The sequence below is a fragment of the Streptomyces sp. NPDC001903 genome (genome assembly GCF_042891345.1).
Classification (GTDB): domain Bacteria; phylum Actinomycetota; class Actinomycetes; order Streptomycetales; family Streptomycetaceae; genus Streptomyces.
Map to the genome: position 1 here is coordinate 391,556 of NZ_JBIASZ010000004.1, position 27,000 is coordinate 418,555.

At 71.7% G+C, this 27,000-nt stretch carries 25 protein-coding genes; 18 read left to right on the top strand and 7 right to left on the bottom strand.

Features of this window, described 5'->3' with window-relative positions:
• Positions 1 to 165 precede the first annotated feature (165 nt).
• The 4 genes from dnaK to ACFYZS_RS11480 are packed head-to-tail and all read left to right on the top strand — an operon-like array spanning position 166 to position 4,368.
• On the top strand, positions 166 to 2,010 hold the full coding sequence (gene dnaK / locus ACFYZS_RS11465) for a molecular chaperone DnaK (protein WP_389009700.1): 1,845 nt from the start codon (positions 166 to 168) through the stop codon (positions 2,008 to 2,010).
• On the top strand, positions 2,010 to 2,690 hold the full coding sequence (gene grpE, locus ACFYZS_RS11470; RefSeq protein ID WP_389009703.1) for a nucleotide exchange factor GrpE: 681 nt from the start codon (positions 2,010 to 2,012) through the stop codon (positions 2,688 to 2,690). The genes dnaK and grpE overlap by 1 nt, the downstream gene beginning before the upstream one ends.
• Before the next feature lie 39 nt (positions 2,691 to 2,729).
• Positions 2,730 to 3,914 carry a molecular chaperone DnaJ gene (dnaJ, locus tag ACFYZS_RS11475; RefSeq protein WP_389009706.1) on the top strand — a complete coding sequence of 395 codons (1,185 nt, stop codon included), beginning with the start codon at positions 2,730 to 2,732 and terminating at the stop codon, positions 3,912 to 3,914.
• Position 3,915: 1 nt separating this feature from the next.
• Entirely contained in the window at positions 3,916 to 4,368 is a 453-nt protein-coding gene (locus tag ACFYZS_RS11480; RefSeq protein ID WP_389009709.1) for a heat shock protein transcriptional repressor HspR, read from the top strand.
• Positions 4,369 to 4,466: 98 nt separating this feature from the next.
• Here the strand turns inward: ACFYZS_RS11480 and ACFYZS_RS11485 are convergent, their stop codons facing one another.
• A complete protein-coding gene (locus ACFYZS_RS11485) occupies positions 4,467 to 5,480 on the bottom strand; it encodes a helix-turn-helix transcriptional regulator (protein WP_389009712.1) in 1,014 nt (337 codons plus the stop codon).
• A gap of 326 nt (positions 5,481 to 5,806) precedes the next feature.
• On the opposite strand from ACFYZS_RS11485, the gene ACFYZS_RS11490 reads away from it, so the two are divergent.
• The gene (locus ACFYZS_RS11490; RefSeq protein ID WP_030299141.1) at positions 5,807 to 6,121 is read left to right on the top strand and encodes a hypothetical protein; all 315 of its coding nucleotides are present in this window, start codon (positions 5,807 to 5,809) and stop codon (positions 6,119 to 6,121) included.
• A 162-nt stretch (positions 6,122 to 6,283) separates the two neighbouring features.
• On the opposite strand, the gene ACFYZS_RS11495 is transcribed toward ACFYZS_RS11490, so the two are convergent.
• Entirely contained in the window at positions 6,284 to 6,697 is a 414-nt protein-coding gene (locus tag ACFYZS_RS11495; RefSeq protein WP_389009715.1) for a pyridoxamine 5'-phosphate oxidase family protein, read from the bottom strand.
• A 135-nt stretch (positions 6,698 to 6,832) separates the two neighbouring features.
• Here ACFYZS_RS11495 and clpB point away from each other — a divergent pair, with 135 nt between their 5' ends.
• Complete coding sequence (clpB, locus tag ACFYZS_RS11500; RefSeq protein ID WP_389009718.1) at positions 6,833 to 9,433, top strand: ATP-dependent chaperone ClpB; 2,601 nt, start codon at positions 6,833 to 6,835, stop codon at positions 9,431 to 9,433.
• A gap of 45 nt (positions 9,434 to 9,478) precedes the next feature.
• Here the strand turns inward: clpB and ACFYZS_RS11505 are convergent, their stop codons facing one another.
• Positions 9,479 to 9,982: a hypothetical protein gene (locus ACFYZS_RS11505; RefSeq protein ID WP_389009721.1), complete on the bottom strand. Its 504-nt coding sequence runs from the start codon at positions 9,980 to 9,982 to the stop codon at positions 9,479 to 9,481.
• Positions 9,983 to 10,108: 126 nt separating this feature from the next.
• Here ACFYZS_RS11505 and ACFYZS_RS11510 point away from each other — a divergent pair, with 126 nt between their 5' ends.
• Positions 10,109 to 10,654: a YbjN domain-containing protein gene (locus ACFYZS_RS11510; protein WP_389009724.1), complete on the top strand. Its 546-nt coding sequence runs from the start codon at positions 10,109 to 10,111 to the stop codon at positions 10,652 to 10,654.
• A gap of 10 nt (positions 10,655 to 10,664) precedes the next feature.
• On the opposite strand, the gene ACFYZS_RS11515 is transcribed toward ACFYZS_RS11510, so the two are convergent.
• From ACFYZS_RS11515 to ACFYZS_RS11525, 3 genes are all read right to left on the bottom strand, one after another.
• Positions 10,665 to 11,813, bottom strand: coding sequence for a hypothetical protein (locus ACFYZS_RS11515; protein WP_389009726.1), 1,149 nt, complete (start codon positions 11,811 to 11,813; stop codon positions 10,665 to 10,667).
• Between the two features lie 141 nt (positions 11,814 to 11,954).
• The gene (locus ACFYZS_RS11520; RefSeq protein ID WP_389009729.1) at positions 11,955 to 13,145 is read right to left on the bottom strand and encodes a pyridoxal phosphate-dependent aminotransferase; all 1,191 of its coding nucleotides are present in this window, start codon (positions 13,143 to 13,145) and stop codon (positions 11,955 to 11,957) included.
• 66 nt (positions 13,146 to 13,211) lie between these two features.
• Positions 13,212 to 13,544 (bottom strand): hypothetical protein, encoded by a 333-nt coding sequence (locus tag ACFYZS_RS11525; protein ID WP_389009732.1) that lies wholly within the window; start codon positions 13,542 to 13,544, stop codon positions 13,212 to 13,214.
• A gap of 222 nt (positions 13,545 to 13,766) precedes the next feature.
• Between ACFYZS_RS11525 and ACFYZS_RS11530 the strand changes: the two genes are divergently transcribed.
• The 10 genes from ACFYZS_RS11530 (at position 13,767) to ACFYZS_RS11575 (ending at position 23,709) form a co-directional block, all read left to right on the top strand.
• Positions 13,767 to 14,309 carry a DUF2617 family protein gene (locus ACFYZS_RS11530; protein ID WP_389009735.1) on the top strand — a complete coding sequence of 181 codons (543 nt, stop codon included), beginning with the start codon at positions 13,767 to 13,769 and terminating at the stop codon, positions 14,307 to 14,309.
• Positions 14,310 to 14,448: 139 nt separating this feature from the next.
• Entirely contained in the window at positions 14,449 to 16,089 is a 1,641-nt protein-coding gene (locus ACFYZS_RS11535) for a polyamine aminopropyltransferase (RefSeq protein ID WP_389009738.1), read from the top strand.
• A gap of 202 nt (positions 16,090 to 16,291) precedes the next feature.
• On the top strand, positions 16,292 to 17,176 hold the full coding sequence (locus tag ACFYZS_RS11540; protein WP_389009741.1) for an SRPBCC family protein: 885 nt from the start codon (positions 16,292 to 16,294) through the stop codon (positions 17,174 to 17,176).
• A gap of 52 nt (positions 17,177 to 17,228) precedes the next feature.
• Positions 17,229 to 18,014, top strand: a complete 786-nt coding sequence (locus tag ACFYZS_RS11545; protein WP_389009743.1) for an aldose 1-epimerase — start codon at positions 17,229 to 17,231, stop codon at positions 18,012 to 18,014.
• A 21-nt stretch (positions 18,015 to 18,035) separates the two neighbouring features.
• Positions 18,036 to 18,575, top strand: a complete 540-nt coding sequence (gene pyrE / locus ACFYZS_RS11550; protein WP_030152877.1) for an orotate phosphoribosyltransferase — start codon at positions 18,036 to 18,038, stop codon at positions 18,573 to 18,575.
• Positions 18,576 to 18,863: 288 nt separating this feature from the next.
• A complete protein-coding gene (fbaA, locus tag ACFYZS_RS11555; RefSeq protein WP_030152875.1) occupies positions 18,864 to 19,886 on the top strand; it encodes a class II fructose-bisphosphate aldolase in 1,023 nt (340 codons plus the stop codon).
• Positions 19,887 to 19,986: 100 nt separating this feature from the next.
• Complete coding sequence (locus ACFYZS_RS11560; RefSeq protein ID WP_030152874.1) at positions 19,987 to 20,400, top strand: DUF3151 domain-containing protein; 414 nt, start codon at positions 19,987 to 19,989, stop codon at positions 20,398 to 20,400.
• 197 nt (positions 20,401 to 20,597) lie between these two features.
• A complete protein-coding gene (locus tag ACFYZS_RS11565; RefSeq protein WP_389009748.1) occupies positions 20,598 to 21,443 on the top strand; it encodes a tryptophan 2,3-dioxygenase family protein in 846 nt (281 codons plus the stop codon).
• Complete coding sequence (gene kynU / locus ACFYZS_RS11570; protein ID WP_389009751.1) at positions 21,436 to 22,659, top strand: kynureninase; 1,224 nt, start codon at positions 21,436 to 21,438, stop codon at positions 22,657 to 22,659. Before ACFYZS_RS11565 ends, kynU begins: the two co-directional genes overlap by 8 nt.
• A 165-nt stretch (positions 22,660 to 22,824) precedes the next feature.
• Positions 22,825 to 23,709: an alpha/beta hydrolase family protein gene (locus ACFYZS_RS11575; RefSeq protein ID WP_389009754.1), complete on the top strand. Its 885-nt coding sequence runs from the start codon at positions 22,825 to 22,827 to the stop codon at positions 23,707 to 23,709.
• On the opposite strand, the gene ACFYZS_RS11580 is transcribed toward ACFYZS_RS11575, so the two are convergent.
• A complete protein-coding gene (locus tag ACFYZS_RS11580) occupies positions 23,634 to 24,110 on the bottom strand; it encodes a hypothetical protein (protein ID WP_389009757.1) in 477 nt (158 codons plus the stop codon). The two genes, ACFYZS_RS11575 and ACFYZS_RS11580, sit on opposite strands and share 76 nt — an antisense overlap.
• 122 nt (positions 24,111 to 24,232) lie before the next feature.
• Here ACFYZS_RS11580 and ACFYZS_RS11585 point away from each other — a divergent pair, with 122 nt between their 5' ends.
• On the top strand, positions 24,233 to 26,998 hold the full coding sequence (locus ACFYZS_RS11585) for a PKD domain-containing protein (RefSeq protein ID WP_389009759.1): 2,766 nt from the start codon (positions 24,233 to 24,235) through the stop codon (positions 26,996 to 26,998).
• Positions 26,999 to 27,000: the final 2 nt, after the last annotated feature.

Sequence of the window (27,000 nt, forward strand, 5' to 3'; positions counted from 1 at the left end):
CGCGCAGCGGTCCGCCCCAGCATCGCCCGCTCGGCCCTCGCGAGGCCTCTGTGAGCGTAAGCGCGCGATAAAAGTTGAGCCGACTCCACTCACCTCTGTTGACGACGGCGCGGGGATGCGGCATGGTTGAGTCTGTTCCACTCAAGTCAGCTGGAGGAAATCAAAATGGCACGTGCGGTCGGCATCGACCTGGGCACCACTAACTCCGTCGTCAGCGTTCTCGAAGGCGGCGAGCCCACCGTCATCACCAACGCCGAGGGCGCCAGGACCACGCCGTCCGTCGTCGCCTTCGCCAAGAACGGCGAGGTCCTCGTCGGCGAGGTCGCCAAGCGCCAGGCGGTCACGAACGTGGACCGCACCATCCGCTCCGTCAAGCGCCACATGGGCACTGACTGGAAGATCAACCTGGATGGCAAGGACTTCAACCCGCAGCAGATGAGCGCCTTCATCCTGCAGAAGCTGAAGCGCGACGCCGAGGCGTACCTGGGTGAGAAGGTCACGGACGCGGTCATCACCGTCCCGGCCTACTTCAACGACTCCGAGCGCCAGGCGACGAAGGAGGCCGGCGAGATCGCGGGCCTGAACGTCCTGCGTATTGTCAACGAGCCGACCGCCGCCGCCCTGGCCTACGGCCTCGACAAGGACGACCAGACCATTCTCGTCTTCGACCTCGGCGGCGGCACCTTCGACGTGTCGCTCCTCGAGATCGGCGACGGCGTCGTCGAGGTCAAGGCCACCAACGGTGACAACCACCTCGGTGGTGACGACTGGGACCAGCGCGTCGTCGACTACCTGGTGAAGCAGTTCGCCAACGGTCACGGCGTGGACCTCTCCAAGGACAAGATGGCGCTCCAGCGCCTGCGCGAGGCCGCCGAGAAGGCGAAGATCGAGCTGTCCTCCTCCACGGAGACCACGATCAACCTGCCCTACATCACGGCTTCCGCCGAGGGCCCGCTGCACCTGGACGAGAAGCTCACGCGCGCCCAGTTCCAGCAGCTGACCGCAGACCTGCTGGACCGCTGCAAGACCCCGTTCCACAACGTCATCAAGGACGCCGGCATCCAGCTGTCCGAGATCGACCACGTGGTCCTGGTCGGCGGCTCCACCCGCATGCCGGCCGTCGCCGAGCTCGTCAAGGAGCTGACCGGCGGTCAGGACGCGAACAAGGGCGTCAACCCGGACGAGGTCGTCGCCATCGGCGCCACCCTCCAGGCCGGTGTCCTCAAGGGTGAGGTCAAGGACGTCCTGCTCCTCGACGTGACCCCGCTGTCCCTCGGCATCGAGACCAAGGGCGGCATCATGACCAAGCTCATCGAGCGCAACACCACGATCCCGACCAAGCGGTCCGAGATCTTCACGACGGCCGAGGACAACCAGCCGTCCGTGCAGATCCAGGTCTACCAGGGCGAGCGCGAGATCGCGGCGTACAACAAGAAGCTCGGCATGTTCGAGCTGACCGGCCTGCCGCCGGCCCCGCGTGGCGTCCCGCAGATCGAGGTCTCCTTCGACATCGACGCGAACGGCATCATGCACGTCACGGCCAAGGACCTTGGCACGGGCAAGGAGCAGAAGATGACCGTCACCGGCGGCTCCTCGCTCGGCAAGGACGAGGTCGACCGCATGCGCCAGGAGGCGGAGCAGTACGCGGACGAGGACCTGCGCCGCAAGGAGGCCGCCGAGTCCCGCAACCAGGGCGAGCAGCTCGTCTACCAGACGGAGAAGTTCGTCAAGGACAACGAGGACAAGGTCCCGGCCGAGGTCAAGACCGAGGTCGAGTCCGCCGTCGCCGAGCTGAAGGAAAAGCTCAAGGGCGAGGACACCGCCGAGATCCGCACCGCGACCGAGAAGCTCGCCGCGGTCAGCCAGAAGCTCGGCCAGGCCATCTACGCCGACGCGCAGGCCGCCCAGGCCGCCGGCGGTGCCGGTGACGCGGGCCAGGCCAAGGCCGACGACGACGTCGTCGACGCCGAGATCGTGGACGAGGACAAGCCGAAGGGCGGCGCTGCCTGATGTCGGAGGAGACCCCGGGCTTCGAGGAGAAGCCCGAAGTCCCCGCCGACGGCACGCCTGACGACGCCGCCGAGCCGAACGCCGCAGCTTCCTCCAAGGAGGAGGCCGCGGCCCCGGCCGGGGACTCCGCAGCCCAGTCCGCCCAGTCCGCCCAGGACACGGCTCTGCTGGCGCAGCTGGACCAGGCCCGCACCGCGCTCTCGGAGCGCACCGCGGACCTCCAGCGGCTCCAGGCGGAGTACCAGAACTACCGCCGCCGGGTGGAGCGGGACCGGATCGCCGTCAAGGAGATCGCGGTCGCTTCCCTCCTGACGGAGCTGCTCCCGACCCTGGACGACATCGGCCGGGCGCGGGACCATGGCGAGCTGGTCGGCGGCTTCAAGTCGGTGGCCGAATCGCTGGAGACCGCCGCGGCCAAGATGGGGCTGCAGCAGTTCGGCAAGGAGGGCGAGCCCTTCGACCCGACGATCCACGAGGCCCTGATGCACTCGTACGCGCCGGACGTCACCGAGACGACCTGCGTGGCGATCCTGCAGCCGGGGTACCGGATCGGCGAGCGTACGATCCGCCCCGCGCGGGTCGCGGTGGCCGAGCCCCAGCCGGGCGCGGCCCCCAAGTCCGAGTCGGCCGAGGCCGACGCGCCTTCGGACAAGGACACGGATGCCCCCGACAAGGGCTGACGTTGAACCAGTAGCGGTACGAGAGGAGGGACACCGGGGATGAGCACGAAGGACTTCGTCGAGAAGGACTACTACAAGGTCCTCGGTGTCCCGAAGGACGCCACCGAGGCCGAGATCAAGAAGGCGTACCGGAAGCTCGCCCGCGAGTTCCACCCGGACGCCAACAAGGGCGACGCCTCGGCCGAGGAGCGCTTCAAGGAGATCTCCGAGGCCAACGACATCCTCGGCGACGCCAAGAAGCGCAAGGAGTACGACGAGGCCCGCGCCCTGTTCGGGAACGGCGGCTTCCGCCCCGGTCCCGGCGGGGGCGGCGGCTCGTTCAACTTCGACCTGGGCGACCTGTTCGGCGGCACCCAGCCGGGCGGCGGCGCGGGCGGCGGCTTCGGCGGCGGCGGCCTGGGCGATGTCTTCGGCGGACTGTTCAACCGCGGCGGCGCGGGTCCCGGTACCCGCGTCCAGCCGCGGCGCGGCCAGGACATCGAATCGGAGGTCACCCTCTCCTTCACGGAGGCGGTGGACGGGGCCACGGTCCCCCTCCGGATGTCCTCGCAGGCACCCTGCAAGGCCTGTTCGGGCACCGGCGACAAGAACGGCACGCCGCGCGTGTGCCCGACCTGCGTCGGCACCGGCCAGGTCTCGCGGGGCAGCGGCGGCGGGTTCTCGCTGACCGACCCCTGCGCGGACTGCAAGGGCCGCGGCCTGATCGCCGAGACCCCCTGCGACGTCTGCAAGGGCAGCGGGCGGGCCAAGTCCTCCCGCACCATGCAGGTCCGCATCCCGGCGGGCGTTTCCGACAGCCAGCGGATCCGGCTGCGCGGCAAGGGCGCTCCGGGCGAACGCGGCGGTCCCGCCGGTGACTTGTACGTCGTCGTCCACGTCGACAGCCACCCGGTGTTCGGCCGCAAGGACGACAACCTGACGGTCACCGTCCCGGTGACGATCGCCGAGGCGGCCCTGGGCGCCGACATCAAGGTCCCGACCCTGAACGGCCCTTCGGTGACGCTGAAGCTGCCGCCGGGCACCCCCAGCGGCCGCACGATGCGCGCCCGCGGCAAGGGAGCGGTCCGCAAGGACGGCACCCGCGGGGACCTGCTGGTGACGGTGGAGGTCGCAGTTCCGGCCACGCTGTCGGACAAGGCCCGCGAGGCGCTGGAGATGTACCGCGACGCGACGGAGTCGGAGGACCCGCGCGCCGTGCTGTTCGAGTCCGCGAAGGGAGCATGACATGGACGGCCGCCGCAGGAGCCACTACCAGCTCACGGATGACACACCGGTATACGTGATCTCGGTGGCCGCCCAGCTCTCGGGCCTGCATCCGCAGACCCTGCGCCAGTACGACCGCCTCGGCCTGGTCTCCCCGGACCGGACGGCCGGCCGCGGCCGGCGCTACTCGGCCCGCGACATCGAGCTGCTCCGCACGGTGCAGGCGCTGTCCCAGGACGAGGGCATCAACCTGGCGGGGATCAAGCGGATCATCGAGCTGGAGAACCAGGTCGCGGCGCTCCAGCAGCGCGTGGCCGAGCTCGCGGCGGCGGTGGACGGCGCGGCGGCCGTGCTCCAGCAGCGCGAGGCGCAGGTGCACGCCTCGTACCGGCGGGATCTGGTCAAGTACCAGCCGCCGGTGGCGGGCAACGCCCTGGTCGTCTGGCGCCCCGCGCCGAAGCGCCAGGGCGACTGACCCGCCCTCGCGGCGACCGATCCGCCCTCGCGGCGACCGAACCGCCCTCGAAGGCACGTACAGGCCCCGTCCGGGTTTCCGGGCGGGGCCCTGTCCGTTCAGTCGCCCTCGTCCTCCAGGATCCCGGAGCGGGCGATGAGGAAGCCGAGCTGGGCCCGGCTGCCGCTGCCGAGGGTGCTGGCGAGCTTCGCGATGTGCGCGCGGCAGGTCCGTACGTTCATGCCCAGCCGGCGGGCGATGGCCTCGTCCACGTGCCCCTCGATGAGGAGCTGCGCGATGGTGCGCTGCACGCCCGAGATGCCCCCGCGGGTGTGCTGGTACGTGACCTCCTCCTGGAGCGGTACCGCGCGGTGCCAGAGCTGCTCGAACACCTTGATGAGGTAGTCCACCAGCCCCGGGTGGCGCAGCTCCAGGGCGACCTGGCGGTCGTCGCTGGCCGGGATGAAGGCGACGGTCCGGTCGAAGATGATGAGGCGCTCGAAGAGCTCCTCCAGCGTGCGCACCTCGACCTTGCCGGCCTTGAGGAGGTCGACGTACGCGAGCGTGCCGCGGCTGTGCCGGACGGTGTGCTGGTAGAGGGTCCGGATCCGGACACCGCGGTCGGTGAGCGGCTGGTCGCGCTCCAAGGCCTCGGTGAGCTCCAGACTGGGGCGGGCGCCGCCGGGCTGGATGGTGAGCATCTCGGTGTGGCACTCGGCCGTGGCGAGGTTGAGGGCGGCGTTGATGGGGTCGAAGCCCTCGAGCACGGTGATGGCGTGGGTGCTCGCCGGACTCTGCGCGCTGATGGCGAGAAACGGCTCGAAAGCCTCGGACAGTTCGAGTGAGTCGCGGCGCCTGTCGCGGATCTCGCGTTCGATCGGATGCAGCCGCTGTGCGAGTGCCACCGCCGGTGGAACCGGACGGAGGGAATTAACGTCATCAGGATCTGGCTGCAACAACGCCAGTTCGAGCAGGCAGGGTGCCGTTTTGACATCCCCACGTGCGATACGTCCCGTGCGCAGTGCGCTCGTGTAGAGCCGTGCCCCCTCGCTGCACAGCTCGGTGACCGAGTGGGGATGTGTCGCTTTTGTTCTGTTTGTGGTCAAATCTCCACCCCCCAGGGTCCTGAACATGCAAGAACATGATGCATCGTCCCTGTGGCAGCGACGTGCCTGAATGAGCCATCGTCTGACAGGCGGGGGAGAGGATTTCATCAAGTGAGGACGAAGCCGACCATGAACAAGAGAATGCTTCGCTCGGCGCTTGCCACCGTCATCTTCTCGGCTGTGGCCGGTCTGGGACTTGCCGGGGTCACCCTGGGGGGAGCTGAAGGGGGTGCCGCAGACCTCCAGGCGGCGCCGCTGGAGGACAGCGGATGGCGTGCGGCACCGTTGGACAGCGGATGGCGCTCGAACCCCGCAGACGCCGAAGCCGGCGCCGTTGGCGTGGAGAGCGCGGCATGACCCCCGACGACCGCGGTTTCCGTCGCGAAATGGCCTCTGCCTACCGCTCCGGCTGGCAGTTCATCGACCTCGCCACCGCCATCCCCCACCCCGGCGACTCGCTGATGGTCACCCTGTTCGGACAGCCCATCGTCATCACGCGCGAGGAGGACGAGGACGTCCGGGCGTACCGGTGTCTGCGCCGCCCCCGCGGCGCGCCGCAGCCCGTCCGCTGCGAGGTGCGTTACGGAATGGTCTTCGTCAACCTTGATCAGCGCGACCACCAGCTCTTCGAACCCGATATCACCACCGCCACCCCCCGCAGTGCCTGAAGCGATTCCCCCGTCGTCGCAGATCGCTCCAGGTGCTTCCCCCACACAACGGCGCCATCGTGGACCTGACCACGATGGCGCCGTTGTGATGTCCGCGTCCAGCCCTTGAACCGGACAAGGTGAAAACCGAACCGTTCCGCCGGCCCGGCCGCCTCCCGCGCCTCAGGCCCGGCCCATGGCCCGGTCGAGGGTGATCTCCAGGACGACCCGGTCGGGATTGGGCGACGGCGTCCGCCCGTAGCGCTCCGCGTAGCGCGCCACCGCCTCGGCGACCGAGGCCTCGTCCGTACGGACCACCGCGCGCCCCTCCAGGGTCGCCCAGCGGCGCCCCGCCATCTGGCACACCGCGACCCGCGCGGGGCCCGCCTGCGCGCCCTGCGCCGCCAGTACGTTGCGGATCTTCTTGCTGTTCTTGTTGCTGATCACCCGGGCCAGGCCGGCCTCCGGGTCGTACGTGACGCCCACCGGCACCACGTGCGGGGTCCCGTCGGGGCGCGGGGTGGTCAGCGTGCAGACGTGCCGCTCCCGCCAGAAGGCGAGGTACTCGGGCGTCGGGTTGAGTACGTCAAGAGCCATGGCCCGAGGGTACGTGAGGGCACGGATCTGCCCTTGAGTGGAATAGACTCAACTTTGCGCACGCTGCCATACTCAAAGAGCGAGACTCGAGCCTGTGTCTGACCTGTCTGACCTGTCTGAGAGGAGAAGTCGCACGTGGATGCCGAGCTGACCAACAAGAGCCGGGACGCCCTGAACGCCGCCACCAGCCGTGCCGTGAAGGACGGCCACGCGGACCTGACCCCGGCGCACCTGCTGCTGGCCCTGCTGGCCGGCGAGGACAACGAGAACATCACCGACCTCCTCGCGGCCACCGATGCCGACCAGGCGGCGGTCCGAAACGGCGCCGAGCGGCTGCTGGCCGCCCTGCCCAGCGTCACGGGCTCCACGGTCGCGCCCCCGCAGCCCACCCGCGAGCTGCTCGCCGTACTCGCCGAGGCCGACCAGCAGGCCGGGAAGCTCGGCGACGAGTACCTCTCCACCGAACACCTCCTCATCGCGATCGCCGCCAAGGGCGGCGCGGCCGGTGAGGTCCTTTCCACCCAGGGCGCGACGGCGAAGAAGCTGCTGGAGGCCTTCGAGAACGCAAGAGGAGGACGGCGGGTGACCACCCCCGACCCCGAGGGCCAGTACAAGGCCCTCGAGAAGTTCGGCACGGACTTCACGGCGGCAGCGCGTGAGGGCAAGCTCGACCCGGTCATCGGCCGGGACCAGGAGATCCGGCGCGTCGTGCAGGTCCTGTCGCGCCGGACGAAGAACAACCCGGTGCTCATCGGCGAGCCGGGTGTCGGCAAGACGGCCGTCGTGGAGGGCCTGGCGCAGCGCATCGTCAAGGGCGACGTCCCCGAGTCCCTGAAGAACAAGCGGCTGGTCTCCCTGGACCTCGGCGCGATGGTCGCCGGCGCCAAGTACCGCGGCGAGTTCGAGGAGCGCCTGAAGACGGTCCTGGCGGAGATCAAGTCCAGCGACGGCCAGATCATCACCTTCATCGACGAGCTGCACACGGTCGTCGGCGCCGGCGCCGGCGGGGATTCCGCGATGGACGCGGGCAACATGCTCAAGCCGATGCTGGCCCGCGGCGAGCTGCGGATGGTCGGCGCGACGACCCTGGACGAGTACCGCGAGCGGATCGAGAAGGACCCGGCGCTGGAGCGCCGCTTCCAGCAGGTGCTGGTGGCCGAGCCGTCCGTCGAGGACACCATCGCGATCCTGCGCGGGCTCAAGGGCCGCTACGAGGCCCACCACAAGGTCGTCATCAACGACAGCGCGCTGGTGGCCGCGGCCACCCTCTCCGACCGCTACATCACCTCCCGCTTCCTCCCCGACAAGGCCATCGACCTCGTCGACGAGGCCGCCTCCCGGCTGCGGATGGAGATCGACTCCTCCCCGCTGGAGATCGACGAGCTCCAGCGCTCGGTGGACCGGCTGCGCATGGAGGAGCTGGCGCTGAAGAACGAGTCCGATCCGGCCTCGCTGGAGCGCCTCGACAAGATCCGCAAGGACCTCGCCGACAAGGAGGAGGACCTGCGGGGCCTGACCGCCCGCTGGGAGAAGGAGAAGCAGTCCCTCAACCGGGTCGGTGAGCTGAAGGAGCGCCTGGACGACCTGCGCGGGCAGGCCGAGCGCGCGCAGCGCGACGGCGATTTCGACACCGCGTCCAAGCTGCTCTACGGGGAGATCCCGACGCTGGAGCGCGAGCTGGCGGAGGCCACCGAGGAGGAGGAAGAGGCCTCCAAGACCGGAGGCTCCAAGGGCACCATGGTCAAGGACGAGGTCGGCCCGGACGACATCGCGGACGTGGTGGGCGCCTGGACCGGCATCCCGGCGGGCCGCCTCCTCGAGGGCGAGACGCAGAAGCTGCTGCGCATGGAGGCGGAGCTGGGCCGGCGTCTGATCGGCCAGGGCGAGGCGGTGCGGGCCGTCTCGGACGCGGTACGGCGCACCAGGGCCGGCATCGCGGACCCGGACCGGCCGACGGGCTCGTTCCTGTTCCTGGGCCCGACGGGTGTGGGCAAGACGGAGCTGGCCAAGGCGCTCGCCGACTTCCTCTTCGACGACGAGCGGGCCATGGTCCGCATCGACATGTCGGAGTACGGCGAGAAGCACTCCGTGGCCCGCCTGGTCGGCGCCCCGCCCGGATACGTGGGCTACGAGGAGGGCGGCCAGCTGACCGAGGCCGTGCGCCGGCGCCCGTACTCCGTGGTGCTCCTGGACGAGGTGGAGAAGGCCCACCCGGAGGTCTTCGACATCCTGCTCCAGGTCCTGGACGACGGCCGCCTCACGGACGGCCAGGGCCGCACCGTGGACTTCCGCAACACCATCCTGATCCTCACCTCCAACCTCGGCAGCCAGTTCCTGATGGACCCGGCGACCCCGGCGGAGGACAAGAAGGCGAGGGTCCTGGAGGTGGTCCGGGCGAGCTTCAAGCCGGAGTTCCTCAACCGCCTGGACGACCTGGTGGTCTTCTCCGCGCTGACCAAGGACGAGCTGGCCCACATCGCCGAGCTGCAGATCGCCGGCCTGGCCAAGCGCCTGGCGGAGCGCCGCCTGACCCTGGACGTCACGCCCGAGGCCCTGGCCTGGCTGGCGGACAAGGGCAACGACCCCGCCTACGGCGCCCGCCCGCTGCGCCGCCTGATCCAGACGGCGATCGGCGACCGCCTGGCCAAGGAGATCCTCGCGGGCGAGGTCCGCGACGGCGACACCGTCCGCGTCGACGTGGCGGGCGAGGACCTGATCGTCGGCAAGGCCCTGTAGCCGGGAGCCCGGTCCGCGGCCGGCCGAGCCGCCGCGGACCGGGCCTCACCCTTCGCGGGCGGCGAACCGGATCAGGACGTCGTACCCCGGCCGCTGTTCGACGCTGATCTCCACGTGTGTCGCCCGCCCGGGCACGGCGTCGGGATGGTCGACGGTGATGCACCGGTCCCCGGCCATCGGGTCGTACCCCGGCCCGGGCTTCGGGCAGAGCGGCGGCCGCTGCGTGCGCCCGTGCTCCCGCGCCTGCGGGAAGGCGGCGGCCAGCCACGCGTCCAGCCCGGCGCGGTCCATCCGGAACGATCCGGTCAGGGTGGTGGCCGGCCGGTCGGCCCGCTCGCACCGGCCGCCCCGGGCCCCCTCGGGGAGGCTCCCGCGGGCGAACCGCAGGGCCTGCGCGCAGTCGGTCCCCGTCCGTCCTTCCCGGGGGTCGGGGTGGTCGGCCCAGGCGCCCAGGACCAGCCACAGGCACACCAGACCGGCGATGCCGACGACCAGTGGCGCGGCCAGCACCGCGACGGCGAGCCACGCTATGCCGCCACGTCCTGCCATACGTCCCCCCGGCTCCCTTATCGGCGGCTTACTCCTGTCCGCCCTGCGCGGATCGTACGTGCGGGGGTGGACAGGGGGTGGGAGCGATGGGGGAGGATGACATCATCCGCACGAAGGGAAAACACGGTGAGCATCGACCCGGCCTCGATTCCGAACTTCGGAGGGCAGCAGCCCGATCCGCAGGCCACAGGACCGGCGGGCCCCGTCGTCCCCGACCAGGATCTGGTCAAGCAGCTGCTGGAGCAGATGGAGCTCAAGTACGTCGTCGACGACGAGGGTGACCTCGCGGCGCCGTGGGAGGAGTTCCGGACGTACTTCATGTTCCGCGGCGAGGAGGAGCAGCAGGTCTTCTCGGTCCGGACCTTCTACGACCGTCCGCACGCGATCGAGGACAAGCCCCAGCTCCTCGAGTCGATCGACGACTGGAACCGCCGCACCCTGTGGCCGAAGGTCTACAGCCACACGCACGACGACGGCTCCGTCCGCCTGATCGGCGAGGCGCAGATGCTGATCGGCACCGGCGTCAGCCTGGAGCACTTCGTCTCGTCCACGGTCAGCTGGGTCCGCGCCTCCATCGAGTTCGACAAGTGGCTCGTGGAGCAGCTCGGCCTGGAGAAGGAGATCGACTCCACCGACGGCGAAAGCGACGACAAGGACGGCGACGACAACTAGTCGCCCCCGGTCACAGCGGTACGCGGGCGACCAGCAGCAGGTACAGCCCGTAGCCGTACGAGAGCCCGGCCAGCCCCGCGGTCACAGCGACCGCGGAGCGCGGCCGGGCTCGCGCCATTGCGGCCGCGACCGGCAGGAGCAGCGGGAACGCGGGCAGCAGGAAGCGCGGCTTGGATTCGAAGTAGCCGGCCCCGCCGTAGGCGATCACCAGCAGGACGGCGGTGTAGACGAGCAGCGCCGGCGGCATCCGGTCCAGCAGCAGGAGCACGGCCAGCAGCCCGGCGGCGGCCAGGACCGCCACGGTCACGACGGTGGCGAGCGGCACGTGCCCGCCGGTCAGCACCCGCCAGATGCTGCCCGTCGTGTACGAGCCGAAGTCGAAGCGGGAGCCCCAGCGCCGCTGCACCGTGAAGTAGCCGGCCGGATCCCCCGTGCGTATCCCGACGGCGGGGACGTACGCGGCCCAGCCCGCCGGGGCCAGCAGCGCGGCCGCCCACACCTCGGGCGCGCGGGACCTGCGTACGAGCAGCGCGTGCAGGGCGACGGCGGTCACGGCGGCGGCCACGGCGATCCCGGTAGGGCGGGTGAGCCCGGCGAGTATCGCCAGGCCGGCGGCCCACAGCCAGCGCCGGCGCAGCACGGCGTACAGGGCCCAGGCCCCCAGCGCGGCCAGCAGCGGCTCGGTGTAGGCGAGGGTCAGCACCACGGAGTGCGGGGTCGCCGCCCACAGTGCCACCAGCAGCACCCCGGCGCGCCGCCCGAGCACCAGCTCCCCGACGCGGTAGACCCCGGCGGCGGCCACCGCGGCGGCGGTCCACGCCACCAGCAGCCCGGCCCAGGGGGTGGCCCCGGCCATCCGGACCAGCAGCGGGTACAGCGGGAAGAACGCGTAGTCGCTCTGCACCAGCCCGGAATCGGCCCACATCTGGGTGCGGCCGTAGCCGTGCACGGCGATGCCGAGGTACCAGACGGAGTCCCAGGAGTGCCCGAGCACCCGGACGGGGCTCCGCCCGGCCCACCACGCACCGACGGCGAGCACCACCGCCCCGCCGACCCGCACGGCGGCGAAGACCCCGAGCGCGACGAGGGCCGCGGGCACCCTGCCGGTTCGGAGTTCTTGCGGCCGCACGGAAACCGACACGCTGCCCGTCGCCGTCATGAACCCCGTCTTTCCCGCGCTGCGTGGACGCCCGTCCGGACGAGGAGGGCCTCGGGCACCCTAAAGCTCACCGCGTTCCGGCGGGTGTGAATCTCCTCGGAACCTCCGGTGAACTCGCAGCCGTGCGGCAGCGCGGGCCCCCTAGAGCCGTCGCAGCCGGGCGGCGGCCTCTTCGAGGACCTCGGTCTTCTTGCAGAAGGCCCAGCGGACCTGGGTGGCACCCGCGGCGCGGTCGTCGTAGAAGACCTGGTTGGGGATGGCGACGACCCCGCAGCGCTCGGGCAGGGCGCGGCAGAAGGCGAGGCCGTCCTTCTCGCCGAGCGGGGTGATGTCGGTGGTGATGAAGTACGTGCCCTGCGGGCGGTAGACCTCGAAGCCGGCGGCCGCGAGCCCGTCGGCGAGGATGTCGCGCTTCGCGGCGAGCTCGGCGCGGAAGTCCTCGTAGTAGCCGTCGGGCAGCCGCAGGGCCTCCGCGATGGCGTACTGGAAGGGGCCCGAGGAGACGTAGGTCAGGAACTGCTTCGCCGAGCGGACCGCCGAGACGAGCTCCGGCGGGGCGGTGATCCAGCCGACCTTCCAGCCCGTGAACGAGAAGGTCTTCCCGCTGCTCGAAATCGTCACCGTGCGCTCGCGCATGCCGGGCAGCGAGGCCAGCGGCAGGTGGGCGCCCTCGAAGACGAGGTGCTCGTAGACCTCGTCCGTGACGACGAGCAGGTCGCGCTCCACGGCCAGCTCGGCGATCGCCGCGAGCTCGGCCGGGGTCAGGACCGTGCCCGTCGGATTGTGCGGGGTGTTCAGCAGGAGCAGGCGCGTGCGCGGGGTGACCGCGGCGCGCAGTTCGTCGAGGTCGAGGGTGAACGCGCCGGCGTGCGGGCGCAGGGTGACCGGGACGCGGGTGGCGCCGGCCATGGCGATGCAGGCCGCGTACGAGTCGTAGTACGGCTCCAGGGCGATGACCTCGTCGCCCGGTTCGAGCAGGGCGAGCAGCGAGGCGGCGATGGCCTCCGTCGCGCCCGCCGTGACCAGGACCTCCGTGTCCGGGTCGTAGGAGAGCCCGTAGAACCGCTGCTGGTGGTCCGCGACCGCGGAGCGCAGCTCCGGGATGCCGGGGCCGGGCGGGTACTGGTTGCCCAGGCCCGTCAGGACGGCGCGGGAGGCGGCCTCGGCGATCTCGGCGGGGCCGTCCGTGTCGGGGAAGCCCTGGCCGAGGTTGATCGACCCGGTGCGGGCGGCCAGGGCCGACATCTCCGCGAAGATCGTCGTGCCGAAGGACGCCAGGCGGCGGTTCAGGAGGGGGCGGCTGCCGCCCACGGGTGCGCTCATGGGCGCCATCCTGCGGGGAACCTCTGGACTTGCTCAAGTGTGCTTTGGCCCGGGTGGCCTGCGGGCATCTCCCCTTCACACCCGGGGGACCGGGCGATGAACGGGGGTTCTGCTCATGTCTGTTTTCGGTTGGGCGCTGGCCGCGCTGGTCGTCGTGGGCTTCGTGGCTCTGGTCAGGAAGGTGGCCCGCGCGTGGACGGGTGCCGATTCCGGCTCCGGCTCCGGTTCGGGCTCCGGTTCCGGCTCGTCGTGGTGGGCGGGCGGGGGCGGCTCCTCCGGCGGGTGCGGGAGCAGCGGTTCCTCCTGCGGATCCTCCTCGTCCTGCGGCGGATCCTCGTCCTCCTGCGGCGGCGGAGGCTGTGGTTCCAGCTGACCGGGGGCGGCTGCCGTCAGGCGCGTGTGACGCATGGGGTTGAACACGTGAACTGTGTAGCCCCCGGGGGGATGTAAACCCAATCAAGTTGGGTAAAAACGCTGTGAGTGCCGTGCCTTTCATGATTCCCTCGGTTGAGTAGACCAGTCCTCGGACCTCCCTGGACTTCCTGTGGACCCGTGCCGGTGTCCCCCCACCCGTTGACTACCGCTGGCGGGCCCCGGCCCATCTCCCTCGCGCGTTTGCGGAGCCGACTCATGCTCACGACCCTCCAGACCACCTACACCGACACGCGTGCCGCCGATCTCGCCTGGGCCCTGGGTCGTGACCGGCTGCCCGCCCTGGCCGTACTGAATCTCGAACTGGCGGGCGCGAAGCTGGAGTTGCGCCTCCTCGGCGCCTCGCACCAGGTACTCCTGGAGGAGGGTGGAGTGCTCTGCTCGGAGACGGTCGCCTGCATGCCGGGCAGCCGTACGCCGCTGCCGCTCGGCGTGGCCAAGCGGATGGGTGACTGGGACTACGAGTTCGCCGCGCGGGTGGAGACCCTCTCGCAGGGCTCCTTCGCGGGGCGGGCGCAGGAGCTGCTCGCGCTGGTCGCGGATCACCCGAACGGATTGGCCGGAACCTTTCCCGGCAGCCCGTACGCCTTCACCGCCATGCTCGCGCAGCGCCACGAGGGCCAGGTGCGCTGGCGGACCTGGCACGCGTACCCGCAGGAAGGCCAGTTGGTGGCCACTCGTACGAGGGTCGGCGTGCGCATCGGCGCACCGGCCGCGGCCCTGGAGTCCGCCGCGCGGTAGTGCGCGACTGGGCTGGGCCTTCCGGGGGGCGGGCGCCGCGAGCGTCCCCACGCGGTTACGCCAACCGGCTGGAACGGTGCGCCACTTGCACCCATGTGGGTGACGGGATGTGAGTGTGTGGTGACGTACGGTTCGCTTCATGATCGACCGTTCCGTCCCGCGCCGGGTGCTCCCGGCTCCGGAGCCGCGGGGCGTGGCGACCCTCCCGGCCGCCCTGCCCGTACGGCCCCGGACCGGCCGACTCCTCGTCCTGGCCACCGTGTTCGTCTGCGCCGCCTGCGGCCTGGTGTACGAGCTGGAGCTGCTCGCCCTCGGCTCCTACCTCATCGGCGACTCCGTCACGCAGGCCTCCGTCGTGCTGTCCGTCATGGTCTTCGCGATGGGCGTCGGCTCCCTGCTGGCCAAACGGCTGCGCAGACGGCCCGCCTTCGGGTTCGCCGCCATCGAGGCGGGTCTCGCGCTGCTGGGCGGGCTCTCCGCGATGGCGCTGTACGCGAGCTTCGCCTGGCTCGGCGAATCGCGGCCCGCGCTCGTGGCCTTCTCCTTCGCGATCGGCGTGCTCATCGGAGCCGAGATCCCGCTGCTGATGGTCCTCATCCAGCGCATCCGCAGACAGGACGCGGGCGGCGCCGTCGCCGACCTCTTCGCCGCCGACTACGTGGGGGCCCTCGTCGGAGGGCTGGCCTTTCCCTTCCTGCTGCTGCCGCTGCTCGGCCAGCTGACCGGCGCCATGCTGACCGGCACCGTCAACGCGGTGGTCGGCGCCGGCCTCGTCCTGTGGCTGTTCCGCCGCGACCTGAGCCGCCGCTCCCGCTGGCTGCTGATCACCGCGCACCTCACGGTGCTGGCGCTCCTCGCCTGCGCGACCGTCCTCGCCGACGACTTCGAGCGGGTCGCCCGCCGCGCCGTCTACGGCGCAGAGGTCCGGGTCGCCCGCCAGACCGGCGTCCAGGAGCTCGTCCTGACCGGCCCCGCCACCGGCTCCCCACGCTCCCTGGACCTGTTCCTCGACGGCCGGCTGCGGGTCAGCGGCTACGACGAGTACCGCTACCACGAGGCCCTCGTGCACCCCGCGATGACCGGCCCGCACGCCCGGGTCCTGGTCCTCGGCGGCGGCGACGGGCTGGCCGCCCGCGAGGTGCTGCGCTACCGCGACGTCGCCTCCGTCACCGTCGTCGAGCTCGACCCCGGCGTGGTGCGGCTCGCCCGCACCGACCCGATGCTCTCCGCGCTCAACGGCCGGGCGTACGAGGACCCGCGCCTCGGGGTCGTCACGCAGGACGCGTTCCACTGGCTGCGCGGACCAGCCGCCCGGGACCGGTACGACGTCATCGTCTCCGACCTCCCCGACCCCGGCATCACCCCCAGCACGAAGCTGTACTCGCAGGAGTTCTACGGGCTCGCCGCGCGGGCCCTGCGCCCCGGCGGGCGGCTCGCCGTGCACGCGGGGCCGCTGGCCACCCGCCCGCGCACCTACTGGACGGTCGAGGCCACCCTGCGCGCGGCCGGCCTGCGCACCGCGCCCTACAGCGCGGGCGGCCGGCTCTCCGGCTTCACCGCCGGGCCCGACCGCACGCCCGGCACCTCCGACGCGCCGCCGCAGGACTGGGGCTTCGTACTGGCCGGCCGGGAGCGGGTGCCCGAGCTGCGGGTGGACCGGGACACCCCGTGGCCGCGCTCGCTGTCCACGCAGTCCCTGCGGGACGCCGCGCGCGACGCGGAGCGGACGAGGGTGGCGGGGCTGCCGCCGTCGACGCTGCCGCACCCGAGGTACTCGTAGGCACCGGCGCCTCACGGGCACCGGCCTCTCACGAACACCGGCGCCTCACGGGCGCGGGCTTCTCGCGAGCGCCCGCCTCTCGCGAGCGCCCGCCTCTTGCGAGCGCCCGCCTCTCACGAGTGCGCCCGCCTTTCAGAAGTACCGGCCATTCGTGAGTGCCGGACCGGGTACGGGAGGGGCTCACCTCGGTAGGCTCGACCACATGGAGCATCAGGTGTTCGTTCCGGTACCGGCAGACGACCTCCGCGCCGTGCTGCGCGACCCCGCCCGGGTGGCCCGCTGCGTACCCGGGCTCCAGCAGGACGCCGACGCGGCGTCGGGGCCCGTCTCGGGCCGCCTCAAACTCCGGGTCGGCGGGAACACCGTCACCTACCGCGGCGCCCTCACCGTCACCGAGCGGGACCCGGACCGCTTCAGCGTGGCCGGCGAGGGCACGGAGATCCGCGGCAGCGGCGCCGTCAAGGTGCTGCTCGGGCTGGTGCTGACCCCGGCCGGCGACGGGACCCGGCTGGAGTTCACCGCCGAGGGCTCCGCCGACGGGCGGGCCGCCGCCTTCGCGCCGGAGGCCACCGCCACCGCCGTCCAGCGACTCCTGGAGCGGGCCGCCGAGCAGCTCGCGGCGCTGGCGGCCGGCGCGGCGGAGCCGGTCACCGACGTCGTCGCCGAGGCCGAGGAGGCCGAGGAGAGCGAGGGCGGTCCCGACGAGGAGGGCGACGGAGCCACCGACGAGGTCACGGCGTCCGTCTTCGACACCGAGGTGCCGCCCCCGTCGCTGGAACCCTTCATGGACGGGGACTTCGAGGGCCTCCCGGAGCTCGACCGGATCGGTGAGATCGGCGACATCGGGGACGTGGACGAGTTCGCCGCCGCCGCGCAGCCCCCCGCCGAGGCCGCCCACGCGCGCCGCACCATGATCGGTCGCAGTGCCGAGGAAGTGGACCACGCGCCCCCGCGCGGCCGCTACGCCCCGGTCCCGGCGCCCGCCTCCTCCGGCGCCGGTGCGAGCCTGCGCTGGATCGCCCCGGCCGCCGCCCTGGCGCTGGCCTCGGCGGTCGTCGTCGGCCGAGCCCTGCGCCGCCGCCGCTGACCCTGCGGGCTGGTCCGGTCCGATCGACGAGACACCGCCTAGAGTCGGGCGCATGAGTACGCAACTGAGCGCGGGCGGCGCCGAGGTGACCGTCGACCAGGAGAACGGCTGCCGGATCAGCAGCCTGCGCATCGACGGCACGGAGCTGCTGCGCCAGGGGGAGCACTTCGGCGCGTTCCCCATGGTGCCGTGGTGCGGACGCACCGCGAACGGCCGGTTCCGTGACGGTGGAGTCCTCCACCAGCTCCCGCTCAACCACCCCCCGCACGCCATCCACGGCTTCGGCCGCGACCACCCCTGGCGCAAGGTCCGCCACGGCGACACCGACGCGGCGTTCATCCACGACCTCGCCGACCCGTGGCCCTGGCCCGGCCGGGTCACCCAGACCGTCGAGCTGACCCCCGAGAGCCTGACGCTCTCCATGGGCGTCGAGACGTACGGCGACTCCTTCCCGGCCCAGGCCGGCTGGCACCCCTGGTTCCGCCGCAACCTCGGCACCGGCGAGGACGCGCGGCTCGACTTCGAGGCCGAGTGGCAGGAGGAGCGGGGCGCCGACCACATCCCCACCGGGCACCGTGTCGCGCCCGAGCCCGGCCCCTGGGACGACTGCTTCGGCATGCCCGGCGGTGTGGACGTCACCCTCACCTGGCCCGGCGTGCTGGAGCTCAAGGTCCGCAGCCGCGAAGAGTGGGTGGTCGTCTACGACGAGGAGCCCGAGGCGGTCTGCGTGGAGCCCCAGTCCGGCCCGCCGAACGGCCTGAACAGCCTCCCGCGCCTGGTCACGCCGGTCGACCCGCTGGAGATCTCCACGACGTGGACCTGGCGCCGGCTCGGCTAGCGCGCATTTAAGCTCGGGGTCATGACTGACGTACGCGATGCGCTTCTGCAGCAGATCAAGGACAAGGCCGTCGTGCACGGCAAGGTGATCCTCTCCTCCGGCAAGGAGGCCGACTACTACATCGACCTCCGCCGCATCACCCTGGACGGCGAGGCCGCCCCGATGGTCGGTCAGGTCATGCTCGACCTGACCGCCGACCTGGACTTCGACTGCGTCGGCGGTCTGACCCTGGGCGCCGACCCGGTCGCGACCTCGATGCTGCACGCCTCCGCCGCCCGCGGCGGACGCCTCGACGCGTTCGTCGTCCGCAAGGCGCAGAAGGCCCACGGCATGCAGCGCCGCATCGAGGGCACCGACGTGAAGGGCAAGCGCTGCCTGGTCGTCGAGGACACCTCGACCACCGGCGGTTCCCCGCTGACCGCCGTCGAGGCGGTCCGCGAGGCCGGCGGCGAGGTCGTCGCCGTCGCCACGATCGTGGACCGCGGCGCCGCGGACGCCATCGCCGAGGCGGGTCTGCCGTACCTCACCGGCTACCGGCTCGCCGATCTCGACCTGGGCTGAGGGCGCACCCGGACCGATCGTGTACCCGGGCCGATCCGGCCCGATCGCACTTGATCTTGACCGGTCTCGCATGCTGACCGCCGGAGAACTGGTGACTTAGGTCCCCGGGGCTCCGGCCACAGGTCCTGACCTGCTCTTTCCCGGCCGGGCGGAGTGTTTCACGTGAAACGGTCCACTCGGCACGGGTGGAGTGTCGTGCGGAGTCTGGAAAGATGAGCCCGACGGTTACGTCGCCCCCAGGTCAGGGCCAGCAATCGCACACTCCCCGCACATCCAAGGAGCGGACAGATGCCCATCGCAACCCCCGAGGTCTACAACGAGATGCTCGACCGGGCGAAGGCAGGCAAGTTTGCCTACCCGGCGATCAACGTGACCTCGACCCAGACCCTGCACGCTGCACTGCGCGGCTTCGCGGAGGCCGAGAGCGACGGCATCATCCAGATCTCCACCGGCGGTGCGGAGTTCCTGGGTGGCCAGTACAAGAAGGACATGGTCACGGGTGCGGTCGCCCTGGCCGAGTTCGCGCACATCGTTGCCGCGAAGTACGACGTCACCGTCGCGCTGCACACGGACCACTGCCCGAAGGACAAGCTGGACGGCTACGTCCGCCCCCTCCTCGAGGTGTCCGCCGAGCGCGTGGCCCGTGGTCTGAACCCGCTCTTCCAGTCGCACATGTGGGACGGCTCCGCCGAGACCCTGGCCGACAACCTGGCCATCGGCCAGGAGCTGCTCGCCAAGGCCGCCGCCGCGAAGATCATCCTCGAGGTCGAGATCACCCCGACCGGTGGCGAGGAGGACGGCGTCACCCACGAGATCAACGACGAGCTGTACACCACCGTCGACGACGCGATCCGCACCGCCGAGGCCCTGGGCCTGGGCGAGAAGGGCCGCTACCTGCTGGCCGCCTCCTTCGGCAACGTGCACGGCGTCTACAAGCCGGGCAACGTCGTCCTGCGTCCCGAGCTGCTGAAGGACCTGCAGCAGGGTGTCGGCGAGAAGTACGGCAAGACCAGCCCGTTCGACTTCGTCTTCCACGGCGGCTCCGGCTCCTCCGAGCAGGAGATCGCCACCGCGCTGGAGAACGGCGTCGTGAAGATGAACCTCGACACCGACACCCAGTACGCCTTCACCCGCCCGGTCGCGGACCACATGTTCCGCAACTATGACGGTGTCCTGAAGGTCGACGGCGAGGTCGGCAAGAAGTCCACCTACGACCCGCGCACCTGGGGCAAGCTCGCCGAGGCGAGCATGGCCAAGCGCGTCACCGAGGCGTGCGCGAACCTGCGCTCGACGGGCACGAAGCTGAAGTAGCACCCGCCGACTCGTACGGCCGAAGGGCCCGGTCCACCGTCTCGCGACGGCGGACCGGGCCCTTCGTCACAGCAGGGGCCCGATACCCCAGACTTGGGGCATGTCCATTCACCAGAACCTGCTCGGGGGCCCCGCCCCCACCCACCTCCCCGACGAGCCGGGCCGCGAGGCCATCGCCGCGGGCACGCCCGCCGTCGAGGTGGCCGCCGCGCACCCGACCTCCTCCCTCGCCTGGGCGGTCCTCGCCGACGAGGCGTTCGCCGCGGGCCGCACCGTCGAGTCGTACGCGTACGCCCGTACGGGCTACCACCGGGGCCTCGACGCCCTGCGCCGCGCCGGCTGGAAGGGCCACGGCCCGGTGCCGTGGGAGCACGAGCCGAACCGCGGCTTCCTGCGCGCCCTGTACGCCCTCTCCCGCGCGGCCGGGGCGATCGACGAGAAGGAGGAGTACGAGCGCTGCTCGACCTTCCTGCGCGACTCCTCCGAGACGGCCGCGGACGTCCTCGGCGCCTGAGCCCCATCCGGACGGCCGGGGCCCCGAGCGCGGGGCCCCGGCATGCCGTAGTGTCCGAAAAACACCTGTGACCCCGGTCACACCCCAATAGAGGGAGCCCGGCAACCGGTCCTATGATGCGAGCAGGGGACCGGGGCTCCACTCACCCATCGGAAGGGGCGGACCGCTACCCGGAAGCACGTGTCGAGGAGACAGCGATGTCGAACACCCTTGATGCCTCCGGAGCCGGTTCGGACACCCCGAACCTCGACTTCGCCGGCACGACCCCGTACGAGGACTACGTCCAGGCGGACGTCCTCACCCACCTCCAGCACCCCCGCTCGGACGACCCGGGCGAGATGGTCTTCCTGGTGACGACCCAGGTCATGGAGCTGTGGTTCACGGTCATCGTCCACGAATGGGAGACGGCCGCGAAGGCCCTCCGCGAGGACACCATCCCCGTCGCGATGGACGCGCTGAAGCGCTCCCTGCGCGAGCTGGAGGCCCTCAACGCCTCCTGGCGCCCGCTCGCCCAGCTCACCCCTGGCCAGTTCAACGCCTACCGCGCCGCCCTCGGCGAGGGCTCCGGCTTCCAGTCGGCGATGTACCGCCGCATGGAGTTCCTGCTCGGCGAGAAGTCGGCCTCGATGCTCGTCCCGCACCGCGGCGCCCCGCGCGTCCACGCGGAGCTGGAGAAGGCCCTCCAGGAGCCCAGCCTGTACGACGAGGTCCTGCGCCTGCTGGCCCGCCGCGGCCTGGCGGTCCCGCAGGAGGTCCTGGACCGCGACCTCTCCCGGCGGTACGAGCCCTCTCCCGAGGTCGAGGCCGTCTGGACCTCCCTGTACGCGGACCCCGACGCGCAGCACGACCTGCACCGCCTCGGCGAGGTCCTCACGGACGTCGCGGAGCTCGTCTGGCGCTGGCGCAACGACCACCTGGTCGCGACCCGCCGCGCGATGGGCGCCAAGACCGGCACGGGCGGCTCGGCCGGCGTGACCTGGCTCGAAAAGCGCGCCACGAAGAACGTGTTCCCGGAGCTCTGGACGGCCCGCAGCCATGTCTGACGCGAACCCCTCGTACGGCGCGAGGTCCTCGGAGGACCTCGCCGCCCGCGCCGCCGCCCTCGACACCGCCGACGAGCTCGGCAAGCTCCGCGACCGCTTCACCCTCCCCGACGGCGTCGTCTACCTGGACGGCAACTCGCTGGGGGCGCTGACGACCGGGGTCGCGGCCCGCATCGCCCAGGTCATCACGCACGAGTGGGGCACGGAGCTCATCCAGTCCTGGTCCACCGGCACCTGGTGGACCGCCCCCGAGCGGATCGGCGACAAGCTGTCCCCGCTCATCGGGGCTGCCCCCGGCCAGACGGTCGTCGGCGACTCCACCAGCGTCAACCTGTTCAAGGCCCTGGTGGGCGCCGCCCGCCTGGCCCGCCCCGGCCGCACGCACATGCTGGTCGACGCCTCCACCTTCCCCACCGACGGCTACATCGCCGAGTCGGCCGCCCGGATGACCGGTCTGACCGTCATACCGGTGGACCCCTCCGACGCGGCCGGCGCGATGGGCGAGGACACCGCCGTCGTCCTGCTCAACCACGTCGACTACCGCACCGGCCGCCTCCACGACCTGCCGGCCCTCACCGCGGCGGCCCGGGCCGCCGGGGCCGTCACCGTCTGGGACCTGTGCCACTCGGCCGGCGCCCTTCCCGTCGGCCTCGACGAGCACGGCGTCGACCTCGCGGTCGGCTGTACGTACAAGTACCTGAACGGAGGCCCCGGTTCCCCGGCGTACCTCTACATCGCCGCACGCCATCAGGGGGCCTTCGACTCCCCGCTCCCCGGCTGGAACGGCCACGCGGACCCCTTCGCGATGACCCCGGACTACACCCCGGCGGCCGGGGCGGTCCGCGGCCGGGTCGGCACCCCGGACATCCTGTCCATGCTGGCCCTCGAAGCGGCGCTCGACGCCTGGGACGGCGTCGCGGTGGAAGCCGTACGGGCCAAGTCCCTTGCCCTGACCGACTTCTTCCTGGAGTGCGTGGCCGCCTACGTCCCCGCCGGCAAGGTCGAATCGGTCACCCCGGCCGAACACGAGCGGCGCGGCAGCCAGGTCTCGCTGCGCACCGAGAACGCCCGCGCGGTCATGGACGACCTGATCTCCCGGGGCGTGATCGGGGACTTCCGCGCCCCCGACGTCCTGCGCTTCGGTTTCACCCCGCTCTACGTCGGTTTCGCCGACGCGGAGCGTGCGGCCCGGACACTGGGTCACATTTTCGGGTGATGTAGGGGCGAAACGTCACGGCAACCGGGCGGGCGGGGCTTCGGCTCCGTCCGCCCGCGCACATCCCGGCCAAGGCCCCCGCCCCCGCCGACGTTCCTGTTCCGGCCTGATACGGTCCCGCTCTGCCGGAACACCAGTCCCACGCGTTACCGAGAGGTTGAGCCGATGACGGACCCCGCAGTCGAACGGGACGCCGCCGAGGCCGCCTCGGCCTTCGCCCATCCGCCGGTCGCCCCGGACGCGATCGGGGCGTACGGGGACCAGCCCGACCAGGTGATCGACTTCTACGCCCCGCGCGGCGGGGCCGCCGCGGGCGCGGCCCCCCTGGTCGTGCTCCTGCACGGCGGTGCCTGGCGCGCCCCGTACGACCGCCACCACGTCACCCCGCTCGCGGACTTCCTGGCCCGCCGTGGTTTCGCCGTCGCCAACGTCGAGTACCGGCGCGGAAGTTCCCTGCCGCACCAGAACGCCCAAGGGCACGTGGCCGGCCGCTGGCCCGAGACCTTCGACGACGTGGCCGCCGCGATGGACGCCCTCCCGGCGCTCGCCGCGGCCCACCTCCCGCAGGCCGACCCGCGCCGCACGGTCATCACGGGCCATTCCGCGGGCGGCCACCTCGCGCTGTGGGCGTCGGCCCGGCACGTCCTGCCGCCCGAGTCCCCCGCCGCCTGGAGGCTGCCTTCCCCGCCGATGCTGCGCGGTGTGGTGGCGCTGGCCCCGATCGCGGACTTCGTGGCCGCGGAGGAGCTGGGTGTGTGCGGCGGCGCGTCCGCGCAGCTGCTGGGCGGCGCCGACCAGTGGGCGGAGCGGCTGCCGTTCGCGGATCCGGCGGTGCTGCTGCCGACCGGCATCGCGACGGCCGTCGTGCACGGCCGGGAGGACATCGTGGTCCCGTCTTCGGTGGCGGAGTCGTACGTGGCCGCGGCGGCCAAGGCGGGGGAGACCGTGGGCCTGACCCTGCTGGACGGGGTGGGTCACTTCCCGCTCATCGACCCCGCCGCCGACGCCTGTGCGGTGGTGGCCGAGGAGATCTCGCAGCTCGCCTGGTAGAGGCCGGCGGCGCGGTACAGCAGCAGCGCGTGCACGAACCGGTCCCCGCGGGTCGGCGGACACCGCCAGGCCAGCGGCCAGGCACCGTCGAGGGCCGGGACGGGGATGTACGTGGTCCTCCGAGGTCCCGACGCGAGCCGCGTGAATCCGGGCGGCCAGACCCGGTACGCGGCGCTCCCGACCGGGATCAGGAAGTAGACGGGCCGCCTCCCGTTGGCCTGCACGACGATCGGCCCGGGATCACCGCCGGTGAGCGTGACGAGGAGATCGGCGAGATCCCGTCCCATGTCACCGTCCACGCGTACGGCGTCGAACTGCACTCCGGCCTTGCGCATTCCGATACCGGTGACCGGAATCCAGCCGGGCGCGGGGGAGTTGGCCGAGTCACTTCCAGTGGTCATGGAACAAGGGTGACGGTTCAGGTCCACCCTTTTCCACGTCCTGGACTTGATAGGTGACAAGTCCGGGCCCGAGCGGTGGATGATGATCTCATTAGTCATCATTTCGCAAAGGAACCCCACTGGTGCGTCCCACCCGTACGACGGTCCTGCTGACCACAGGTCTCGTCACGCTCCTCGGCATGCCGGCGGCCGCGGCCGCCGATGCCCCGGACTCCCTCTACGTGAGCAATTACCAAGGCTCCAACTGCTCCGACAGTGGTACCGGCTCCCCGACCGCACCGTTCTGCACGATCTCGGCGGCCGCCAAGGCCGTGCAGCCCGGCCAGACCGTGCGCATCCACCCGGGCAGGGCCTACGAGGAGGCCGTCACGATCGACCGCTCCGGCGAGCCCGGCAAGCCCATCGCTTTCGTGGCCGGCTGGGCGGAGGGTTCCCCGCTCCGCGTGAACCTCTCCAACGGCAAGGGCCTGACCATCAGCGGCGCGTCCCACGTCGTGGTCCGCGGCATCACGCTCGGCGCGCCCCTGCGGGTCGGCCGGTCCGCCGATGTCGAGCTGGACCGGATGACGGTCGCCGCGGGCCGGGACGTCGCCGGGGGGACCGGGGTCGTGGTCGGCGAGGGAAGCGCCGACGTACGCATCACCCGGAGCTCACTGCAAGGCGTCCGGATCGACGGGGGCTCGCGGAACACCGTGCTCGCCCGCAACGGGATCATGGGCGGCTCGGCGTCGGCCCTCGACCTCGCGGACGCGCCCGGCAGCGTCGTCACCAACAACACGCTCCGGGGCCTGTGCTCGGCCACGCTCGCGCTCGGCGGGAACTCGACCGGCTCGGCCGTCTTCAACAACGTGCTCTTCACCTCCGGCCGCAGCGACCAGTGCACATCGGACGGCGCGCGCAACCCGTTCCTGGTCGCGCAGAGCGCGACGGCGGGGACCCGGGCCGACTACAACCTGGTCGCCGGCAACGCCGGTGCCGAACCGGCCTACAGCTGGTCCGGCACCGCGTACAAGGACCCGGCCGCCTTCCGGGCCGGCACCGGACAGGGCGCGCACGACATCCTGACCCCCTCCGCCGAAGGCGTCGGCACGATGGACGGCTCTCCGACCATCGACTCCGCCGACCCGACGGCGCCGGGCGTCCTGCCCACCGACTTCAGCGGCAAACCGACCGCGGACGACCCGCGGGTCCCCAACACCGGGCGCGACGGCGGGTACCTCGACCGCGGCGCCCACGAGACCCAGGACGCCCTGAACGCGGCCACGATGTCGGTCGACCAGAGCTGGGCGCCGGCCGGGACCAAGGTCGAGGTGAAGGCCTCCTCCGACAGCAAGTGGCCCACCGCGATGAGCTACCGCGTCGACTTCGGCGACGGGACGCAGCCGGTCGTCACCCGGCAGGGCGACGAGCCGCAGGCCCTCGCCTCGCACACCTACGCCAAGCCGGGCGACTACGTGGCCAAGGTGACGGCGGTCAACGGCGTGGGCCGGACGGCCGCCGCGGAGAAGCCGGTGAAGGTGACCGCGGCCGACAAGCCGCTGGCCGCGGACTTCACCGCCTCGCCGGTCCTGCCGACCTCCGACAGCCCGGAGGAGACCGTCCGCCCGCTGACCATCGGGCTCGACCTGCGGTCGGCGGTGGCGCCGTGGCCGGTGACGGGTGTGCAGGTCGACTTCGGCGACGGCCCCGGCGGCTTCGAGCCGGGTGACTACCAGTCCCCCGGGCAGCACACGTACGACGCTCCGGGCGAGTACAAGGTCACCGCCAAGCTCCAGGACGTCAAGGGCGCCACGTCGACGGTGAGCAAGACGGTGCGCGTGGACTACAGCGCGTCCGGCTACGTGGCCACCGAGCCCTTCCGCATCGTCGACACCCGGACCTACCTCTGGTCGCTGCAGGGCGGAGAGCCCTGGTCCTCGCGCCTGCCGACCGGCGGGTCGCTCTCGGGCGGCATGGCCGCGGCGGTCCTCAACGTGACCGTCACCGGCGCCAGCGAGGACACGCACCTCAGCGTGTCGCCGAACCGCCAGGACCGTCCGGCGACCTCGAACGTCAACGTCCGTGCGGGCGGTACCTCGTCCAACACGGTGACCGTTCCCGTCGGTTCCGACGGCTCGGTGTGGTTCCGGCTCAACTCCGGTCAGGCGAAGCTGATCGTCGACTTCGTCGGCTACTACCAGCCCAACATCGGGCAGCGCTTCAGCCCGGTCACCCCGACCCGGCTCGCGGACACCCGTACGGCGCCCGACGGCGCGCTGGCCGGCGGCCGGACGCGCACCGTCAAGGTCGCCGGTGTGGGCGCGATCCCCGCGGACGCCACGGCGGTCGCGCTGAACCTGACCAGCACGGGCGCGACCTCGGACACGCACGTGATCGCGTACCCGAACCCGTCGCAGCGGCCCGCGACGTCCAACCTGAACCCGGAGCCGGGCAAGGACAAGTCCAACCAGGCCATCGTGCCGGTGGGGCCGAACGGGACGATCACGCTCTACAACAACAGCGGTTCCACGCACCTGGTCGTGGACGCGGTGGGCTACTACGGCAAGGACGGCAAGGCACTCTTCACGCCGGTCGTGCCCAAGCGCCTCGGTGACACCCGGACCACCGGCAAGCTGGCCCCGGGCGCGACCACGACCGTGGCCGGGCTGCCGTCCGGCGCGGTGGGCGCGGTGCTGAACGTGACCGCGACCGAGACCTCCGCCGCCGGCTTCCTGACCGTCCACGGGTACGGGACCGCGCGTACGGACGCCAGCAGCCTGAACACGCTGCCCGGCCTCACCGTCCCGAACCACGTCACGACTCCGGTCGGGGACGGCAAGGTGAGCGTCTTCAACAGCTGGGGCGGCAGCAACCACGTGATCACCGACCTGCTCGGCTACTTCTCCTAGGT

Excerpts from the sequence above, each read along its gene's own strand:
- ACFYZS_RS11575 (WP_389009754.1), top strand. The coding sequence starts at position 22,825 with ATGACGGACCCCGCAGTCGAACGGGACGCCGCCGAGGCCGCCTCGGCC.
- ACFYZS_RS11480 (WP_389009709.1), top strand. The coding sequence starts at position 3,916 with ATGGACGGCCGCCGCAGGAGCCACTACCAGCTCACGGATGACACACCG.
- ACFYZS_RS11545 (WP_389009743.1), top strand. The coding sequence starts at position 17,229 with ATGAGTACGCAACTGAGCGCGGGCGGCGCCGAGGTGACCGTCGACCAG.
- ACFYZS_RS11490 (WP_030299141.1), top strand. The coding sequence starts at position 5,807 with ATGACCCCCGACGACCGCGGTTTCCGTCGCGAAATGGCCTCTGCCTAC.
- ACFYZS_RS11505 (WP_389009721.1), bottom strand. The coding sequence starts at position 9,982 with ATGGCAGGACGTGGCGGCATAGCGTGGCTCGCCGTCGCGGTGCTGGCC.
- ACFYZS_RS11525 (WP_389009732.1), bottom strand. The coding sequence starts at position 13,544 with ATGCGTCACACGCGCCTGACGGCAGCCGCCCCCGGTCAGCTGGAACCA.
- ACFYZS_RS11560 (WP_030152874.1), top strand. The coding sequence starts at position 19,987 with ATGTCCATTCACCAGAACCTGCTCGGGGGCCCCGCCCCCACCCACCTC.
- dnaK (WP_389009700.1), top strand. The coding sequence starts at position 166 with ATGGCACGTGCGGTCGGCATCGACCTGGGCACCACTAACTCCGTCGTC.
- dnaJ (WP_389009706.1), top strand. The coding sequence starts at position 2,730 with ATGAGCACGAAGGACTTCGTCGAGAAGGACTACTACAAGGTCCTCGGT.
- kynU (WP_389009751.1), top strand. The coding sequence starts at position 21,436 with ATGTCTGACGCGAACCCCTCGTACGGCGCGAGGTCCTCGGAGGACCTC.
- ACFYZS_RS11540 (WP_389009741.1), top strand. The coding sequence starts at position 16,292 with ATGGAGCATCAGGTGTTCGTTCCGGTACCGGCAGACGACCTCCGCGCC.
- ACFYZS_RS11515 (WP_389009726.1), bottom strand. The coding sequence starts at position 11,813 with ATGACGGCGACGGGCAGCGTGTCGGTTTCCGTGCGGCCGCAAGAACTC.
- ACFYZS_RS11520 (WP_389009729.1), bottom strand. The coding sequence starts at position 13,145 with ATGGCGCCCATGAGCGCACCCGTGGGCGGCAGCCGCCCCCTCCTGAAC.
- ACFYZS_RS11495 (WP_389009715.1), bottom strand. The coding sequence starts at position 6,697 with ATGGCTCTTGACGTACTCAACCCGACGCCCGAGTACCTCGCCTTCTGG.
- fbaA (WP_030152875.1), top strand. The coding sequence starts at position 18,864 with ATGCCCATCGCAACCCCCGAGGTCTACAACGAGATGCTCGACCGGGCG.
- ACFYZS_RS11485 (WP_389009712.1), bottom strand. The coding sequence starts at position 5,480 with ATGTTCAGGACCCTGGGGGGTGGAGATTTGACCACAAACAGAACAAAA.
- ACFYZS_RS11565 (WP_389009748.1), top strand. The coding sequence starts at position 20,598 with ATGTCGAACACCCTTGATGCCTCCGGAGCCGGTTCGGACACCCCGAAC.
- pyrE (WP_030152877.1), top strand. The coding sequence starts at position 18,036 with ATGACTGACGTACGCGATGCGCTTCTGCAGCAGATCAAGGACAAGGCC.
- ACFYZS_RS11580 (WP_389009757.1), bottom strand. The coding sequence starts at position 24,110 with ATGACCACTGGAAGTGACTCGGCCAACTCCCCCGCGCCCGGCTGGATT.
- grpE (WP_389009703.1), top strand. The coding sequence starts at position 2,010 with ATGTCGGAGGAGACCCCGGGCTTCGAGGAGAAGCCCGAAGTCCCCGCC.
- ACFYZS_RS11530 (WP_389009735.1), top strand. The coding sequence starts at position 13,767 with ATGCTCACGACCCTCCAGACCACCTACACCGACACGCGTGCCGCCGAT.
- ACFYZS_RS11535 (WP_389009738.1), top strand. The coding sequence starts at position 14,449 with ATGATCGACCGTTCCGTCCCGCGCCGGGTGCTCCCGGCTCCGGAGCCG.